This window comes from Streptomyces sp. NBC_01384, assembly GCF_045040035.1.
GTDB lineage: Bacteria > Actinomycetota > Actinomycetes > Streptomycetales > Streptomycetaceae > Streptomyces.
The window spans coordinates 8,699,873-8,716,432 of the sequence record NZ_CP109559.1; the positions used below are offsets into that span (position 1 = coordinate 8,699,873).

A 16,560-nucleotide genomic window follows, 5' to 3' on the forward strand; every position below is an offset into this window, starting at 1 on the left:
AGTGAGCACCGAAGCGTATGTGTACGACGCGATCCGCACCCCGCGCGGCCGCGGCAAGGCGAACGGCGCCCTGCACGGCACCAAGCCCATCGACCTGGTCGTCGGGCTCATCCACGAGATCCAGCGCCGCTTCCCGGGCCTCGACCCGGCCGCCATCGACGACATCGTGCTCGGCGTGGTGGGCCCGGTCGGAGACCAGGGCTCCGACATCGCCCGCATCGCCGCGATCGCCGCCGGGCTGCCCGACACGGTCGCCGGTGTCCAGGAGAACCGCTTCTGTGCCTCGGGCCTGGAAGCCGTCAACCTGGCCGCGATGAAGGTCCGCTCCGGCTGGGAGGACCTGGTGCTCGCGGGCGGCGTCGAGTCGATGTCCCGCGTGCCCATGGCCTCCGACGGCGGCGCCTGGTTCGCCGACCCGATGACCAACATCGCCACCAACTTCGTGCCGCAGGGCATCGGCGCCGACCTCATCGCCACCATCGAGGGCTTTACGCGCCGCGATGTCGACGAGTACGCGGCGCTCTCCCAGGAGCGTGCGGCCGCCGCCTGGAAGGACGGGCGCTTCGACCGGTCCGTCGTCCCTGTGAAGGACCGCAGCGGGCTTGTCGTCCTCGACCACGACGAGCACCTGCGCCCCGGCACCACCGCCGACTCGCTCGGCAAGCTGAAGCCGTCGTTCGCGGACATCGGCGAGCTGGGCGGCTTCGACGCCGTCGCGCTGCAGAAGTACCACTGGGTCGAGGAGATCGACCACGTCCACCACGCGGGCAACTCCTCCGGCATCGTCGACGGCGCCTCCCTGGTCGCCATCGGCTCCAAGGAGGTCGGCGAGCGCTACGGCCTCACCCCGCGCGCGCGGATCGTCTCCGCGGCCGTCTCCGGCTCCGAGCCGACCATCATGCTGACCGGCCCCGCGCCTGCCACCCGCAAGGCGCTCGCCAAGGCCGGGCTGACCATCGACGACATCGACCTCGTCGAGATCAATGAGGCCTTCGCCGCCGTCGTCCTGCGCTTCGCGCGGGACATGGGCCTGTCCCTCGACAAGGTCAACGTCAACGGCGGCGCGATCGCGCTCGGCCACCCGCTCGGTGCCACCGGCGCGATGATCCTCGGCAGCCTCGTCGACGAACTGGAGCGCCAGGACAAGCGCTACGGCCTCGCCACGCTGTGCGTGGGCGGCGGCATGGGCATCGCGACCATCGTCGAGCGTCTGTAACTCCCCGGCGGACCCCCAGACTTCCACGGCTTAAACGGCTTCTACGGAGACCCTCCTCATGACCGAGAGCACCACCATCCGCTGGGAACAGGACGAGACCGGTGTCGTCACCCTCGTCCTCGACGACCCCAACCAGTCCGCCAACACCATGAACCAGGCCTTCAAGGACTCGATCGCGGCGATCGCAGAACGCGCCGAGGCCGAGAAGGACACCATCCGGGGGATCATCTACACCTCCGCCAAGAAGACCTTCTTCGCGGGCGGCGACCTCAAGGACATGATCAAGGCAGGTCCGGAGAACGCCCAGGACGCCTTCGACACCGGCATGGCCATCAAGTCTTCCCTGCGCCGCATCGAGACCCTGGGCAAGCCCGTCGTCGCCGCCGTCAACGGCGCGGCCCTCGGCGGCGGCTACGAGATCGCCCTCGCCTCCCACCACCGCATCGCCCTCGACGCCCCCGGCTCCAAGATCGGCCTGCCCGAGGTCACCCTCGGCCTGCTGCCCGCGGCCGGCGGCGTCACCCGTACAGTCCGCCTCATGGGCATCACCGACGCCCTGCTGAAGGTGCTGCTCCAGGGCACCCAGTACTCCCCGCAGCGGGCCCTGGAGAACGGACTCGTTCACGAAGTGGCGGCGACCCCCGAAGAGATGCTCGCCAAGGCGCGCGCCTTCATCGACGCGAACCCCGAGTCGCAGCAGCCCTGGGACCGGCCCGGCTACAAGATCCCGGGCGGTACACCGTCGAACCCGAAGTTCGCCGCCAACCTGCCCGCCTTCCCCGCCAACCTGAGGAAGCAGCTGAACGGCGCCCCCTACCCGGCCCCGCGCAACATCATGGCGGCCGCAGTCGAGGGCTCCCAGGTCGACTTCGAGACCGCGCAGACCATCGAGGCCCGCTACTTCACCGAGCTGGTCACCGGGCAGACCTCGAAGAACATGATCCAGGCGTTCTTCTTCGACCTCCAGGCCGTCAACTCGGGCGCCAACCGCCCCCAGGGCATCGAGCCGCGCAAGGTCAGCAAGGTCGCCGTCCTCGGCGCCGGGATGATGGGCGCGGGCATCGCCTACTCGTGCGCCCGCGCCGGCATCGACGTCGTCCTGAAGGACGTGTCGGCCGAAGCGGCCGCCAAGGGCAAGGCCTACTCCGAGAAGCTGTGCGCCAAAGCCGTCTCCCGGGGCCGTACGACCCAGGCGAAGGCCGACGAACTCCTCGCCCGCATCACGCCCAGCGCCGACCCGAACGACCTGGCCGGCTGCGACGCCGTGATCGAGGCCGTCTTCGAGGACACGGCCCTCAAGCACAAGGTGTTCCAGGAGATCCAGAACGTCGTCGAGCCCGACGCGCTGCTGTGCTCCAACACCTCGACCCTGCCGATCACCGTGCTCGCCGAGGGCGTGGAGCGCCAGGACGACTTCATCGGACTGCACTTCTTCTCGCCCGTCGACAAGATGCCGCTCGTCGAGATCATCAAGGGCGAGCGGACCGGCGACGAGGCACTGGCACGCGCCTTCGACCTCGTACGGCAGATCAAGAAGACCCCGATCGTCGTCAACGACTCGCGCGGCTTCTTCACCTCCCGTGTCATCGGCCACTTCATCAACGAGGGCGTCGCGATGGTCGGCGAGGGCATCGAGCCCGCCTCCGTCGAGCAGGCGGCGGCCCAGGCGGGCTACCCGGCCAAGGTCCTGTCCCTGATGGACGAGCTGACGCTCACCCTGCCGCGCAAGATCCGCAAGGAGTCCAAGCAGGCCGTCGAGGAGGCGGGTGGCACCTGGGCGACCCACCCCGCGGAGGCGGTCATCGACCGCATGGTCGACGAGTTCGGCCGCACCGGGCGCAGCGGCGGCGCGGGCTTCTACGAGTACGGCAAGGACGGCAAGCGCGGCAAGCTGTGGCCCGGACTGCGCGAGCACTACACCAAGCCCGGCTACGAGATCCCCTTCAAGGACATGCAGGAGCGGATGCTCTTCTCCGAGGCGCTGGACACCGTCCGGCTCCTGGAAGAGGGCGTCCTGACCTCCGTCGCCGACGCCAACATCGGGTCCGTCTTCGGGATCGGCTTCCCGGGCTGGACAGGCGGCGTGCTCCAGTACATCAACGGATACGACGGCTACGCCGGGGCAGGTGCAGGTCTGCCCGGATTCGTGGCACGCGCGCGTGAACTCGCCGAGCGCTACGGGGAGCGGTTCGCCCCGCCCACGCTGCTCGTCGAGAAGGCGGAGAAGGACGAGAAGTTCAGCGACAAGTAGCGCCGGCACGTCAGTGAGCGGAGGGAGTGGCTCAGGACTCCTTGAGCCACTCCCGCAGCTCCTCCTTCAGGGAGCGCTGGAACGTGGTCAGCAGCGCCTGCACCACCAGGGGCTGCATGTGCGCCGACAGGGACTTCACCGCAGCCACTGACTCGTGCTCGCCCACCGCCTCGCGCAGCAGCGCGGACAGCTCGCGTGCCGCCGCGCGTGAGTGCTCCAGCAGGACGCTCCGCGCGGCGAGGATCGACTCCTGCGCGAGCGGTACGTCGAGGAGCCGGACGCCGAGCGCCAGCAACGCCGGGTCCACGCGGAAGGAGACCGACGAGGCCAAGGAGGCCGTGGCGTCCAGGGCGTCCGAGGAGTCCTCGGTCCGCTCGATGACGTTCATCGCGACCAGCCGCTCCAGATCCCGCTCTCCCAGGGGGCGGCCGGCCCGCCGCTCCAACTCCTCGTGCGTCACGTCCTCCGCCGCGTCCGGTGCCCAGGAGGCGACCACGGCACGGTGGATCGCGAGGTCCTCGGCGCTCACGTCGGGCGGCAGCTGCTGCAGATGGCGCTCGATCGCGGCGAGCGTCATGCCCTGGCGCTGCAACTCCTCGATGAGCGCGAGCCGGGCCAGGTGCTCCTGGCTGTAGCGACCCACCCGGCGGGGACCGATCACGGGCGGCGGCAGCAGACCCTTGGAGCTGTAGAAGCGGACCGTACGGACCGTGACGCCCGCGCGCGCGGCCAGCTCGTCGACCGTGAGCGTCGGCTCCTCGGTGTCCGTCGTCATGGCAGGTCCTCGCCTCTTCGATGGTGCAGCGCTCAGGTGCAACAGTATTGCTGTCTCACCGGTCTTGTGAAAGCGCCGTCGACGAGTTGTACACCCCTTGATCACCATGTGAGATGCGCCGCGATGTGAGGTGTGCCACCGCATCCGGGGGATCTCCGGGGGAACGTGGCTCCTTGGTCCGTGCCGTGTCAGGGGTGGTGCGGACCGAGGCACATCCGGAACACCCGCGTACGCGGGCGACGCCGGTTACAGCAAGGACCTCAAGGCCCGCCACGTCAGCAGACGGGACGGCCGGTCCACGCTGCCTTGTCGGCCTTCGGGCTCAGCCGAAGGGTCTTGAACAGGGCGCCGCCCTGATTGCCGAGGCCCGCGAGGACGGACAGCGCGAACGGGACTCCGTCCTGGCCGAAGGCCGCGCCCGCATCGAGTCGGAGTGCGCGGCCGCCGAGATCGAACTCCGCATGCCGGTCTCGGAGTTGGCCTCCGACCTGGCGAGCCGCATCGTGGGCGAATCGGTCACGGCCCCGGTGGAGCAGGGCAACTGACACCCATCCTCGAACGGCCCCCATCCGCCCGCCCTGGAAGCGAAGAAGGGCAGGCGGATGAGCCAAGTACTCGCCAGAAAGCCCGGGGTGATGGCTCAGCCGGAGCTCAGCCGGAGCTCAGCCGGAGTGAACGGAGTCGGTCGCCGCGATCTTCTTCCAGGACTTGGGCCGCACAGGGACCCCCTGCGCGGTCCGGGCCACCGAGATCGACGCACCCCGCGCCGCAGGCGCCGCCGGCTTCGACGGCTGGAACAGCCAGGTGTCGAAGAGCGAGGCGAGCGACGTGCCGGACACCTGCTCCGCGTACTTCTGGAAGTCCCCGACCGACGCGTTCCCGTACGCGTGCTCCTTAGGCCACCCCTTCAGAATGGCGAAGAAGGCATCGTCCCCGACCGCGTTGCGCAGCGCCTGGATCGCCAGCGCCCCCCGGTCGTAGACCGCGATGTCGAACTGGTTGTCCGGACCGGGGTCACCGGGCTTGACCGTCCAGAAGACGTCGTCCGCCGGATGCGACGCGTACACATAGTCCGCGAGCTCCTGCGTCGTCCCCTCGCCCTCGTGCTCGGACCACAGCCACTGCGCGTACCGCGCGAAGCCCTCGTTGATCCAGATGTCCTTCCAGCCCTTCAGGGACACATCGTCCCCGTACCACTGGTGCGCCAACTCGTGGACGACGACCGAGGTGTTGGAGCCGTTCGCGAACTGCCGCGGGCTGTAGTACACCCGGGTCTGCGTCTCCAGCGCGTACCCGGTGGTGGTGTTGGGGACGTATCCGCCGGCGGAGCTGAAGGGATACGGGCCGAAGTAGCCGCTCAGCCAGTCGACGATCTCCCCGGTCCGCTCCACGCTGGCCCGCGCCGCACCGTCGTTGTCGCCGAGATCCTTGCTGTAGGCGTTGATGACCGGGACGCCGCCCTCCGACGTACTGGTCGTGATGTCGAACCTGCCGATCGCGAGCGTGGCGAGATAGGTCGCCTGCGGTTTGTTCGAACGCCAGTTGTAGCGGGTCCAGCCGAGTCGTGAACTCGTCGACTGGAGGGTGCCGTTGGAGATCGCCTGTGTACCGTCCGGCACGGCCACCGAGACGTCGTACGTGGCCTTGTCGCTCGGGTGGTCGTTGCTCGGGAACCACCACCAGGCCGCCTCGGGCTCGTCCGCCGCGACGGCCCCGTCCGGAGTGCGGTGCCAGGTCGAGAAGCCGTACGCGCTCTTCGTGGACGGCACCCCGCTGTAGCGGACGACGACCGTGACGGGCGTGCCCTTCGGCAGTGGCGTCGCCGGGGTGATCTCCAGCTCGTGCTGGCCCGAGGTGGTGAACGACGCCTTCGCTCCATTGACCCGTACCTCGCTCACATCGAGCAGGAAGTCCAGATCGAACCGTGAGAGATCCTGGGTGGTGGTGGCCAGAAGGGTTGCGGTTCCCTGCAGCTCGTCCGTCTTCGGCTGGTACTGCAGCCGCAGGTCGTAGTGCGAGACGTCGTATCCGCCGTTGCCGTAGGCCGGATAGTAGGGGTCGCCGATGCCCGGCGCCCCGGGGGAGTAGTCCGCCGCCGATGCCGGGATCGCCAGCAGCAGGGAGGCGGCGAGCGCGCCCGGGGCGATGAGTCTGCGGTGCACGTCAAGCTCCAAGTCGTAGGGGCACGAGGTCTGTTCGGAGCCTATTCAGTCCCTGTGGCCCCGGTCGTGTCCATGGCCACCCTTGTCACACGATCGCCATTCGGCCGACATGAGCCACCCGCACCGCTCGCGGAAATACTGCACAGCGCCCGCCCCTTCAACCGCACGAGCCACTTCACCGTGCGACCTCGTGCCTCCCACAAGCCCTCCAAGAGCCCCCTTTTGTACAGGAGTTGACCGGGGTACCGTCCGCGCATGCCAATTCCAGCGCGCCGCATGCGCTTCACGACCTGGAGATCGCTCGCGACGGTGGCCGTGGCCGCCCTGGTGGCCACTCTCCTCGCCCCCGCCGCCGCACACGGCGCCCCCCGCGAGAGCACCCCGGTCTACTCGTACGAGAACGCGATCCGCGAATCCGTCTGGGTGGACACCGGGCTCGACGGGGACGGCGACGGAAAGAGCGACCGCGTCGCCGTCGACATCGTCCGGCCCCGCGAACTCGCCCAGCAGGGCCGCAGAGTCCCCGTGATCATGGATGCCAGCCCGTACTACTCCTGCTGCGGGCGCGGCAACGAGAGCCAGCTGAAGACGTACGATGCGAACGGTAACGTCGTCCAGATGCCGCTGTTCTACGACAACTACTTCGTGCCGCGCGGCTACGCCTTCGTCGGCGTCGACCTGGCCGGAACCAACCGCTCCGACGGCTGTGTGGATGTCGGCGGCCGCTCCGACATCCAGTCCGCGAAGGCCGTGATCGACTGGCTGAACGGCCGCGCCAAGGCCTACACCACGCGTACCGGCGCCGACCCGGCCAAGGCGACCTGGACCAACGGCAGGACCGGCATGATCGGCAAGAGCTGGGACGGCACCATCGCCAACGGCGTCGCCGCGACCGGTGTCAAGGGCCTGAAGACGATCGTGCCGATCAGTGCGATCTCCTCCTGGTACGACTACTACTTCGCCCAGGGCGCCCCGCTCTACGACTCGGGCCCGGACTGGCTCTCCGGCTACGTCGACAGCCCCGAGGCCACTGCCAAGTGCGCCGCCGTGCAGCAGAAGCTCGTCGACGGGGCCCCGCGCACCGGCGACTGGACCAAGTTCTGGACCGAGCGCGACTACGTGAAGGACGCGAGCAGGGTCAAGGCGAGCGTCTTCCTGGTCCACGGCATGCAGGACCTCAACGTCCGCACCAAGAACTTCGGCCAGTGGTGGAGCGCCCTCGCCAAGAACGGCGTCGAGCGCAAGATCTGGCTCTCCCAGACCGGCCACGTCGACCCCTTCGACTTCCGCCGCGGCGCCTGGGTCGACGCCCTGCACCGCTGGCTCGACCATGAACTCCTCGGCTACGACAACGGCATCGACGACGAGCCCATGGCCGACATCGAGCGCCACCCCGACCAGTGGGTCACCTCCAGCGTCTGGCCGCCCCGCGCCACCGGGACGACGATCCTCCGCCCCGGCACCGGCACCCGGGCGGGCGTCGGCACCCTTGGCCTGCGCAAGGGCTCCGGCACCGAGACCTTCACCGACGACCCGCAGCTGAGCGAGACCGACTGGGCGGCACACATCGACCGGTCCACCTCCGAGAAGGCCGGGTTCGTCACCGAGCCGCTGAGCAAGGACCTGCGCCTGTCCGGTTCGTCCAAGGTGACCGTCACCGCCACGCCGACCACCTCGACCGCCCACCTCTCCGCGGTCCTGGTCGACCTCGGCCCGGACGCCATCCGCGACTACGCCGACGGTGGCGAGGGCATCACCACCCTCACCGACCGCACCTGCTGGGGTCCGAGCACGACCGGCGACAGCTCCTGCTACAAGGTCACCCAGGCGAAGACGACCGACGTCGCCTCCACGGTCCTCAGCCGCGGCTGGGCCGACCTCGGCAACTACGCCTCCCTCGTCAAGGGCGTCCCGCTCACTCCGGGCAAGGCGTACACGATCACGCTCGACCTGGCCGCGACCGACCATGTCGTCCCGGCGGGCCACCGGCTCGCGCTGATCGTCGCCGGCACGGACAAGGACCTCATCGACCCTCCGTCGAGCACGCCGACCCTGACCCTGGACCTGTCCCGTACCTCGGCCGGCGTGCCGTTCGTCGGCGGCGCCGAGGCCTTCGCCAAGGCGACGGCAGGATCCGCCGCCGCGGCGAGCTCGTCCGTCCTCGCCGGCGTACACGATCCGCACACCGCCCTCCGTGTCCCGGGGGACACCCGCTGATCCTCCGACGCATCCGCCTTCGAGGAGGTCACAGCACGGCGGCCGGTTCCTCGCCCAGCGCGAGCCCGGCCGCCTCCTGCGCGCAGCCCCAGGCCACCGTGACGCCCGCGCCGCCGTGGCCGTAGTGGTGCACCAACATCCGCCCGTCCGGCAGCACTTGCCGCTCCAGGCGGACCGCGTCGCGCACCGGACGCAGCCCCACCCGGTGGTCGAGCACGCGCGCCCCGGCGATCTCGGGCCACAGCGCCGCACACCGTTCGACGATCGCCCTGGCCACCACAGGGTCCGGCGTCAGCGACCATTCGTCGTCGTCGGCCGTGCCGCCCAGAACGAGCCGGTCCGGGTGCGGGAAGACGTACGTGATCGTCCCGGCCTCCGCATCCGTCGATACGAACCACGTACGGATACCGGGGTTCTCCACGATCACGAGCTGCCCACGCTGGGGCCGTACGGCCGTATCCGGTACGAGCGTGCGGGCGCCCAGGCCCGTGCAGTTCACGACGACCGGCGCCTCGACCTCCGCGAGATCCGTCACCGTACGTATCTCGATGGTCCCGCCCGCCTTCAGGAACCGCTCGCGCAGCCAGCGCAGATGCACCGGCATGTCGATCAGCGGCAGCCGCGCCCACAGCCCCGTCCCCGCGTACTCCTCGGCCGTCGTCGCCCGCAGCCCCGGCACCCGGGCGGCCCAGGGCTCCAGTGCGTCCAGTCGTGTCTCGCCCTGTACACCCTCGACCACGCGTACGCCGGTCTCCTCGGGCCGCGCCGCCAACTCCTCGTACACGGAGAGTGACTGGAGGGCCCATTCACCCGCGAGCTCCTTCGGCCGGATGTGGTACGGCCACCACAGCGCGCCGGCAACCGCCGAGGTGGTCCCCTCCACGGTCTCCCGCGCCCACACCCGTACCCGTCGGCCGCGCTCGGCCAGGGCGACGGCCGTCGTCAGCCCGATGACACCACCGCCGACCACGATCACATCACCGCTCCGCGTGTTCTCCACGCCGGGACGTTAGCGGAATATGTCATGCCGTGCTCACATCACTCCCACTCTGGGAATACTCACAGCATGTCTGCCGAGTATGCGACCTTCGGCCTGGCACCGGCGATGCGTGCCGGTGGAGTCCTCGCCAACGGTGACTACCAAGTGCACCGGGACTTCGTCGACTTCATCGTCGACGGGCGCCCGCTGCTGTACCAGCTCTCCGACCTCGACGCGGTGTCCCCGCTCGCCTCCGACGTACCGCCCGCGATCTTCACCGCCCAGGTCCGGAGCCTCCTCCTGGAGGCCGAGGCTCCGCTCGACGACGGCCGGTACGTGCTCTACGGATGTCCCGAGTGCGAGGGCATCGAATGCGGCGCCGTGACGGCCGTCATCGAGAAGGACGATTCCGCCGACGACTACGTGTGGCGCGACTTCGCCTGGCAGACCGGCGAACACGCCGATCTGGAGCTCAACGGCTACCACGGGATAGGGCCGTTCCGCTTTCGCGGAGACGAGTACCGCAGCGCGCTGAACTCCCTGCTCGGCGCCGAATCCGGGGAATCCGGGGGAGCGGGGGGAGCAGGGGGATCCGGGGCGCGCCGTCGGGTCCTGCTCATCGGCGCCCGCGTCGCCGTGCTCGCCAAGCTCGCCGCCACCCTGCGCACCATCGGCATCGGCGCCGACATCACCCGCGACGCCACCGACGTCCCGGCCGAGGAGCTCCGCGAGTATGGCGCGGTGGTCTTCGGGCGCGCCATCGGCGAGCAGGAGCGCGCCGCCGTACGGCAGTCCTTCGAGCGGGCCGGGGTCGAGGTCGCGTACGTCGAGGGCCTGGCCCCGATCATCCCGCTGCTCGTCGCCCAGATCGAGCACGCCCTGGACCGGGGCCCGCACGAGCTGCGCCGCCTCACCCGCCTGGTCGCCGCCGACGGCGAGGCGGCCATCGAGGTCACCTCCACCTGCCGGGTGCGGCTGACCGCGTACCGCCTCGACCGCCTGTCCCGCACCCACACGCAGGAGGTCTTCGACGGGATCCTCGAGACGGGCCGGCACCGGGTCGCGCTGGACGCCAAGGCCGTGAAGGGGCAGTCCTTCCTCGTGGCGCGCACCTCGGGGGGCGTACTGGTGGAGGCGATGGCCCACTGAGCGGGCCGCACGGAATCGGGGGCGCAGCCACGGCGGCCGGGCCGTTAGGATCGGCCTTCTGATGACTGCCACTCTCGTCGCCAAGAACCTCGCCGCCGGACACGGCGACCGCTCGCTCTTCTCCGGGCTCGACCTCGTGGTCGCGCCCGGCGATGTGATCGGGCTCGTCGGCGCCAACGGCGCGGGCAAGTCCACCCTGCTGCGGATGCTCGCCGGACTGCTCACGCCCGAGGAGGGCGAGCTGCGGCTGTCCCCGCCGTCCGCGACCGTCGGGCATCTGCCGCAGGAGCCCGAGCGGCGGGAGGGCGAGAGCGTCCGGGAGTTCCTGGCGCGGCGCACGGGCGTGGCCGAGGCCCAGCGGGTGATGGACGAGGCGACCCAGGCACTGGTCGACGGCGCGCCGGGCGCCGATGACGCGTACGCGGAGAGCCTGGAGCGCTGGCTCGACCTCGGCGGCGCCGACCTCGACGAGCGCGCCGAGGAGGTCGCCGACACCCTCGGGCTCGGCGTCGACCTCGACCAGCCGATGACGTCCCTGTCCGGCGGCCAGGCGGCCCGCGCCGGACTCGCCTCCCTCCTCCTGTCCCGCTACGACGTCTTCCTGCTCGACGAGCCCACCAACGACCTGGACCTGGAGGGCCTGGAACGGCTCGAACGCTTCGTCTCCGGACTGCGCGCGGGCACCGTCGTCGTCAGCCACGACCGCGAGTTCCTGACCCGCACCGTCACCAAGGTGCTCGAACTCGACCTCGCCCAGCAGCAGATCACGCTCTACGGCGGCGGCTACGAGGCGTACCTGGAGGAGCGCGACACCGCGCGCCGGCACGCCCGCGAGGACTACGAGGAGTACGCCGACAAGCGGTCCGCCCTCGAAGGCCGTGCCCAGATGCAGCGCTCCTGGATGGACAAGGGAGTGAAGAACGCCCGGCGCAAGGCGAACAACGACAACGACAAGATCGGCCGCAAGTTCCGCAGCGAGGCCAGCGAGAAGCAGGCTGCGAAGGCCCGGCAGACCCAGCGCATGATCGAGCGCCTCGACGCCGTCGACGAACCGCGCAAGGAGTGGGAACTGCGCATGGAGATCGCGGTCGCCCCGCGCTCCGGCGCGGTCGTGGCCACCCTGCGCGACGCCGAGGTGCGGCGCGGAGACTTCACCTTCGGCCCCGCGACCCTCCAGATCGACTGGGCGGACCGGGTGGCCGTCACGGGCGCCAACGGCGCGGGCAAGTCGACCCTGCTCGGCGCCCTGCTCGGCCGGGTCCCGCTGGACGCCGGTCATGCGACCCTCGGCTCCGGCGTGGTCGTCGGCGAGGTCGACCAGGCCCGCAAGCTGTTCCACGGCTCCGAATCGCTGCTCGACGCGTTCAGCGCCGCCGTCCCCGACACCGAACCGGCCGAGGTCCGCACCCTGCTGGCCAAGTTCGGCCTCAAGGCGGAACACGTCCTGCGCCCGGCGGCCACCCTCTCTCCCGGCGAGCGCACCCGCTCGGCCCTCGCCCTCCTCCAGGGCCGCGGGGTCAACCTCCTCGTCCTCGACGAGCCGACCAACCACCTCGACCTCCCCGCGATCGAACAGCTGGAGTCGGCGCTCGACTCGTACGAGGGCACCCTGCTGCTGGTGACCCACGACCGTCGCATGCTGGACGCCGTCCACACCACACGTCGGCTGGAAGTGGCGGCGGGCAAGGTGACGGAACGCTGACCTACGTCGTGGCCAGCCGCCGCGCCATCGTGGGGTGGTCGACGACGTACCCCTCCGCGTCGAACTCCAGATCACCGCGGTAGTCGCCGGACAGGAAGCGGACGCGCCCGCCTTCCCCGCCGCGCCCGAGATGCGTGTAGGTCTGCTGCGACGCCCGCACGGCCAGGTCCGGCACCGACACCCAGGCCATCAGGAACTCCCGCTCGCCCGGGGCGAGATGGAGGCCGTGGCGCAGCACCGGCATGGTGTTCGTGAGCGGGCACAGCCCCAGATCGCAGTCGAGGGCCCCACCGAGGTCGGGCAGCCAGTCCCCGTCCGCCGTCCAGTGCCCCTCGCCGTCGTGCCGCAGGTCCAGCGCGCGCGTCCCCGAGGCCGTCTCGGCCGTCACCCACAGCCGCCGGGTCACGAACCCGTCGATGGTGTCGAGTTCGTACGAGATCCAGTACGGCTCGGGAACGGTTCCGACGGCACGCCCGCGCGCCCGCAGAGAGCGGGCGCCGGGCGTGATCCAAGAGGTCTCGTACCCCTTGCTCTCGGTGACTTCCCAGGTAATGACACGCGAGCTGGCCATACGGTCACTTTAAGGAGCGGGGCTCGTGCAGCACCCCGTCAGGGGTGCGGGGCTGTGACATATATGCGGCTCCGCCGCGTGGGCGCGGTCAGCCACGAATGACCCGCAGTCCCCCACGTACCCTCAGCGGCTCAGCGCCTGCCGTTCTTCGGATCCACAAGCCCCGCACGCCGCAAGGCGTCGGCCATTGCACTGTTGGCGGGCGGCGGCGCGGCCTGCCGCGACCCGCCACCCGCGCCCGCGCCGCCACGAGGTTGACGCTGCTGCTGGCGTTGCTGAGGCGGACGCCCACCACGCTGCGGACGCCCACTCCCGCTCTGCTGATCCGACGCGGTCGCCTCGTCATCGAGCCGCAGGGTGAGAGAGATCCGCTTGCGCGGGATGTCGATGTCGAGCACCTTCACCTTGACGATGTCGCCCGGCTTCACCACATCGCGCGGATCCTTCACGAACGTCTTCGACATCGCCGAGACGTGCACCAGACCGTCCTGGTGGACGCCGATGTCCACGAAGGCCCCGAAGGCGGCCACATTCGTGACGACCCCTTCGAGCACCATCCCGGAGGCCAGGTCGGAGATCTTCTCGACGCCCTCCTTGAAGGTGGCCGTCTTGAAGGCGGGCCGCGGGTCGCGCCCGGGCTTCTCCAGCTCCTTGAGGATGTCCGTGACGGTCGGCAGACCGAACGTCTCGTCCACGAAGTCGGTCGGCCTGAGCGAGCGCAGCACACCGGTGTTGCCGATCAGGGAGGCGACCTCGTTGCCCGCCGTCTTCACCATGCGCCGCACCACGGGGTACGCCTCCGGGTGGACGCTGGACGCGTCCAGCGGGTCGTCCCCGCCCCGGATGCGCAGGAAGCCCGCGCACTGCTCGTACGCCTTCGGGCCGAGCCGGGCCACGTTCTTGAGGGTCGTACGGGACGTGAAGGGACCGTTGGCGTCGCGGTGCGCCACGATGTTCTCGGCGAGCCCGGAGGTGATGCCGGAGACGCGGGCCAGCAGCGGGGCGGACGCCGTGTTCACGTCCACGCCCACGCCGTTCACACAGTCCTCGACGACCGCGTCCAGCGACCGGGAGAGCTTCACCTCGGACAGGTCGTGCTGGTACTGCCCGACGCCGATGGACTTCGGGTCGATCTTCACCAGCTCGGCCAGCGGGTCCTGGAGGCGGCGGGCGATGGAGACGGCGCCGCGCAGTGACACGTCCATGTCGGGCAGCTCCTGGGAGGCGAACGCCGACGCCGAGTACACCGACGCCCCCGCCTCGGACACCATCACCTTGGTGAGCTTGAGCTCCGGGTGCTTGGTGATGAGTTCACCGGCGAGCTTGTCCGTCTCGCGGGACGCCGTGCCGTTGCCGATCGCGATCAGCTCGACCGCGTGCTCCTTGGCGAGGCGGGCGAGCTTGGCGATGGCCTCGTCCCACTTGTTCGCCGGGACGTGCGGGTAGATGACGTCCGTCGCGACGACCTTGCCGGTCGCGTCGACCACGGCGACCTTCACACCCGTACGGAAGCCGGGGTCGAGGCCCAGCGTCGCGCGTGTGCCGGCCGGGGCGGCAAGCAGCAGGTCCCGCAGGTTCGCCGCGAAGACGTTGACCGCCTCGTCCTCGGCGGCCGTCCGCAGCCTGAGGCGCAGGTCGATGCCGAGGTGCACGAGAATCCGGGTCCGCCAGGCCCAGCGGACCGTGTCCGTGAGCCACTTGTCGCCGGGACGGCCGCGGTCGGCGATCTGGAAGCGGTGGGCGACGATTCCCTCGTACGAGGAAGGACCGGGCTGCTCGGAGGGCTCCTCGGGCTCCAGGACGAGGTCGAGGACCTCCTCCTTCTCGCCGCGCAGCATGGCGAGGATGCGGTGCGAGGGCAGCTCCTTGAAGGGCTCGGCGAAGTCGAAGTAGTCGGCGAACTTGGCGCCCGCCTCCTCCTTGCCGTCCCGCACCTTGGCGGCCAGGCGCCCGCGCACCCACATGCGCTCGCGCAGCTCGCCGATCAGGTCGGCGTCCTCCGAGAACCGCTCGGTGAGGATCGACCGGGCGCCGTCCAGCGCCGCCTGCGGGTCGGCGACGCCCTTGTCCGCGTCGACGAAGGCCGCCGCCGCGGCGAGCGGGTCGACCGACGGGTCGCCGAGCAGGCCCTCGGCCAGCGGCTCCAGGCCCGCCTCGCGCGCGATCTGCGCCTTCGTGCGCCGCTTCGGCTTGAACGGCACGTAGATGTCCTCGAGCCGCGCCTTCGTCTCGGCGCCCCGGATCTGCGCCTCGATCTCCTCGGTGAGCTTGCCCTGCTCGCGCACCGATTCGATGATCGCCGTGCGCCGCTCCTCCAGCTCCCGCAGATAGCGCAGCCGCTCCTCGAGGGTGCGCAGCTGCGCATCGTCGAGCATCTCGGTCGCTTCCTTGCGGTAGCGGGCGATGAAGGGCACCGTCGACCCGCCGTCGAGCAAGTCGACGGCGGCCTTGACCTGCCGCTCCCGTACGCCGAGCTCCTCGGCGATCCTGCCTTCGATGGACCCTACGAGGGGTGTCGTCACGATCCCGTACCGCCTTCTCCACTGAGGTTGCGCGGCAATTGTGGCAGGTGGCACCGACAACGGGGGATCAGGGCGCCGATCGGGGTGTCAGCTCTTGCCGGTCATGCCCTCGGGGAACGCGCCGGCCGCGAGCGCCCGCATCAGAAGGTCCCTCGCCAGCTCGGTGAGGCGTTCCACGCCCGCGGCGCCCAGATGCTCGTACGGGGCGCGGTCCAGCCGGTCCGTCCGGGCCTCGATCTCGCCGCGCAGGGTCACCCCCGCCTCGGTCAACTCGCCCTCGGTGTCGAGCAGTCCGCGCTCCCGCAGCCGCTCGACCGCCGCGTCCCAGTCCTTGCGCGACCAGCCGCGGGTGCCGAGCGCCCACTTCGGTGCCATGCCCTTGCCGGTCGCGGTGTGGCTCACCAGGGCCTCGACCGGGTCGAACTCCGCGTCGAGCAGCGCCGCGAGGTGACCGTCGCCCCGGTGCTCGCGCAGCAGCGTGGCGGCGTGCCACAGGGCGAGATGCGGCGCGTCGGGCACGGGCAGGTCCGCATGGGCGGAGTACAGCGGGCGCGCGGTCCTGCTGCAGGCCTCGGTCGCCCGCAGGGCGAGCTCCGCCGCCTCGGCCAGCTCCTTGGAGGCGAGGACGTCCTCGCCGAGCAGTCGCCGCCAGGTCGCGTCGACGGCACGCGCGCGTGCGGCGAGGACGGTCTCCGGAGAGGCCTTCTTCCACACCTCGGGCACGTGCCGGGCCACCAGCTCGTGGCGGAAGTTGTAGAAGGTCGCCGTCACCGTGCCCGGACCCACCGGCCCCATGGCCGCGGCCCGTACGGCGAAGTACGCGCCCCTGCTGTCCTCGATCCCGACCGCGGCCAGTTCCCGTCCCAGGTCCGGCGAGAAGTAGTGCGTCGAGTGCAGTGGATTGAGGGCGTTGTGGCAGCGCCGTCCGGCGCGCTCCGGCAGTGGAGTGGTCATGCCCCGCACATTACCGACTGGTCGGTACGTCGGGAACCGTGGTACCCGGGGTGGCAGGAAAG

Annotated in this window: 12 protein-coding genes; 5 read left to right on the forward strand and 7 right to left on the reverse strand. The window is 70.4% G+C overall.

The annotated features are described in order from the left end of the window. The first annotated feature begins 1 nt into the window (after window position 1). Both OG747_RS39985 and OG747_RS39990 read left to right on the forward strand, forming a co-directional pair. Window positions 2-1,216, forward strand: a complete 1,215-nt coding sequence (locus OG747_RS39985) for an acetyl-CoA C-acetyltransferase (protein WP_405884231.1) — start codon at window positions 2-4, stop codon at window positions 1,214-1,216. Window positions 1,217-1,274: 58 nt separating this feature from the next. Beyond that, window positions 1,275-3,467 (forward strand): 3-hydroxyacyl-CoA dehydrogenase NAD-binding domain-containing protein, encoded by a 2,193-nt coding sequence (locus tag OG747_RS39990; protein WP_405884232.1) that lies wholly within the window; start codon window positions 1,275-1,277, stop codon window positions 3,465-3,467. A gap of 31 nt (window positions 3,468-3,498) precedes the next feature. Here the strand turns inward: OG747_RS39990 and OG747_RS39995 are convergent, their stop codons facing one another. From OG747_RS39995 to OG747_RS40005, 3 genes are all read right to left on the reverse strand, one after another. Further along, window positions 3,499-4,242 (reverse strand): MerR family transcriptional regulator, encoded by a 744-nt coding sequence (locus OG747_RS39995; RefSeq protein ID WP_405884233.1) that lies wholly within the window; start codon window positions 4,240-4,242, stop codon window positions 3,499-3,501. A gap of 275 nt (window positions 4,243-4,517) precedes the next feature. Next, entirely contained in the window at window positions 4,518-4,790 is a 273-nt protein-coding gene (locus OG747_RS40000; protein ID WP_405884234.1) for a hypothetical protein, read from the reverse strand. Window positions 4,791-4,904: 114 nt separating this feature from the next. Further along, a complete protein-coding gene (locus OG747_RS40005; protein WP_405884235.1) occupies window positions 4,905-6,404 on the reverse strand; it encodes a M1 family metallopeptidase in 1,500 nt (499 codons plus the stop codon). A 255-nt stretch (window positions 6,405-6,659) separates the two neighbouring features. On the opposite strand from OG747_RS40005, the gene OG747_RS40010 reads away from it, so the two are divergent. Then, on the forward strand, window positions 6,660-8,621 hold the full coding sequence (locus tag OG747_RS40010; RefSeq protein ID WP_405884236.1) for a Xaa-Pro dipeptidyl-peptidase: 1,962 nt from the start codon (window positions 6,660-6,662) through the stop codon (window positions 8,619-8,621). 28 nt (window positions 8,622-8,649) lie between these two features. Here OG747_RS40010 and OG747_RS40015 read toward each other — a convergent pair whose 3' ends face one another. Next, entirely contained in the window at window positions 8,650-9,621 is a 972-nt protein-coding gene (locus OG747_RS40015; protein WP_405884237.1) for an FAD-dependent oxidoreductase, read from the reverse strand. 66 nt (window positions 9,622-9,687) lie between these two features. Between OG747_RS40015 and OG747_RS40020 the strand changes: the two genes are divergently transcribed. Further along, entirely contained in the window at window positions 9,688-10,749 is a 1,062-nt protein-coding gene (locus OG747_RS40020) for an oxidoreductase (protein ID WP_405884238.1), read from the forward strand. A 61-nt stretch (window positions 10,750-10,810) separates the two neighbouring features. Next, window positions 10,811-12,451, forward strand: coding sequence for an ABC-F family ATP-binding cassette domain-containing protein (locus OG747_RS40025; RefSeq protein WP_405884239.1), 1,641 nt, complete (start codon window positions 10,811-10,813; stop codon window positions 12,449-12,451). Window position 12,452: 1 nt separating this feature from the next. Here OG747_RS40025 and OG747_RS40030 read toward each other — a convergent pair whose 3' ends face one another. From OG747_RS40030 to OG747_RS40040, 3 genes are all read right to left on the reverse strand, one after another. Continuing rightward, the gene (locus OG747_RS40030) at window positions 12,453-13,022 is read right to left on the reverse strand and encodes a putative glycolipid-binding domain-containing protein (protein WP_405884240.1); all 570 of its coding nucleotides are present in this window, start codon (window positions 13,020-13,022) and stop codon (window positions 12,453-12,455) included. Between the two features lie 131 nt (window positions 13,023-13,153). Further along, complete coding sequence (locus OG747_RS40035; RefSeq protein WP_405884241.1) at window positions 13,154-15,544, reverse strand: Tex family protein; 2,391 nt, start codon at window positions 15,542-15,544, stop codon at window positions 13,154-13,156. An 87-nt stretch (window positions 15,545-15,631) separates the two neighbouring features. Next, window positions 15,632-16,498 carry an SCO6745 family protein gene (locus OG747_RS40040; RefSeq protein WP_405884242.1) on the reverse strand — a complete coding sequence of 289 codons (867 nt, stop codon included), beginning with the start codon at window positions 16,496-16,498 and terminating at the stop codon, window positions 15,632-15,634. Between the last annotated feature and the right edge of the window lie 62 nt (window positions 16,499-16,560).

Excerpts from the sequence above, each read along its gene's own strand:
- OG747_RS39990 (WP_405884232.1), top strand. The coding sequence starts at position 1,275 with ATGACCGAGAGCACCACCATCCGCTGGGAACAGGACGAGACCGGTGTC.
- OG747_RS39995 (WP_405884233.1), bottom strand. The coding sequence starts at position 4,242 with ATGACGACGGACACCGAGGAGCCGACGCTCACGGTCGACGAGCTGGCC.
- OG747_RS40010 (WP_405884236.1), top strand. The coding sequence starts at position 6,660 with ATGCCAATTCCAGCGCGCCGCATGCGCTTCACGACCTGGAGATCGCTC.
- OG747_RS40020 (WP_405884238.1), top strand. The coding sequence starts at position 9,688 with ATGTCTGCCGAGTATGCGACCTTCGGCCTGGCACCGGCGATGCGTGCC.
- OG747_RS40025 (WP_405884239.1), top strand. The coding sequence starts at position 10,811 with ATGACTGCCACTCTCGTCGCCAAGAACCTCGCCGCCGGACACGGCGAC.
- OG747_RS40030 (WP_405884240.1), bottom strand. The coding sequence starts at position 13,022 with ATGGCCAGCTCGCGTGTCATTACCTGGGAAGTCACCGAGAGCAAGGGG.
- OG747_RS40040 (WP_405884242.1), bottom strand. The coding sequence starts at position 16,498 with ATGACCACTCCACTGCCGGAGCGCGCCGGACGGCGCTGCCACAACGCC.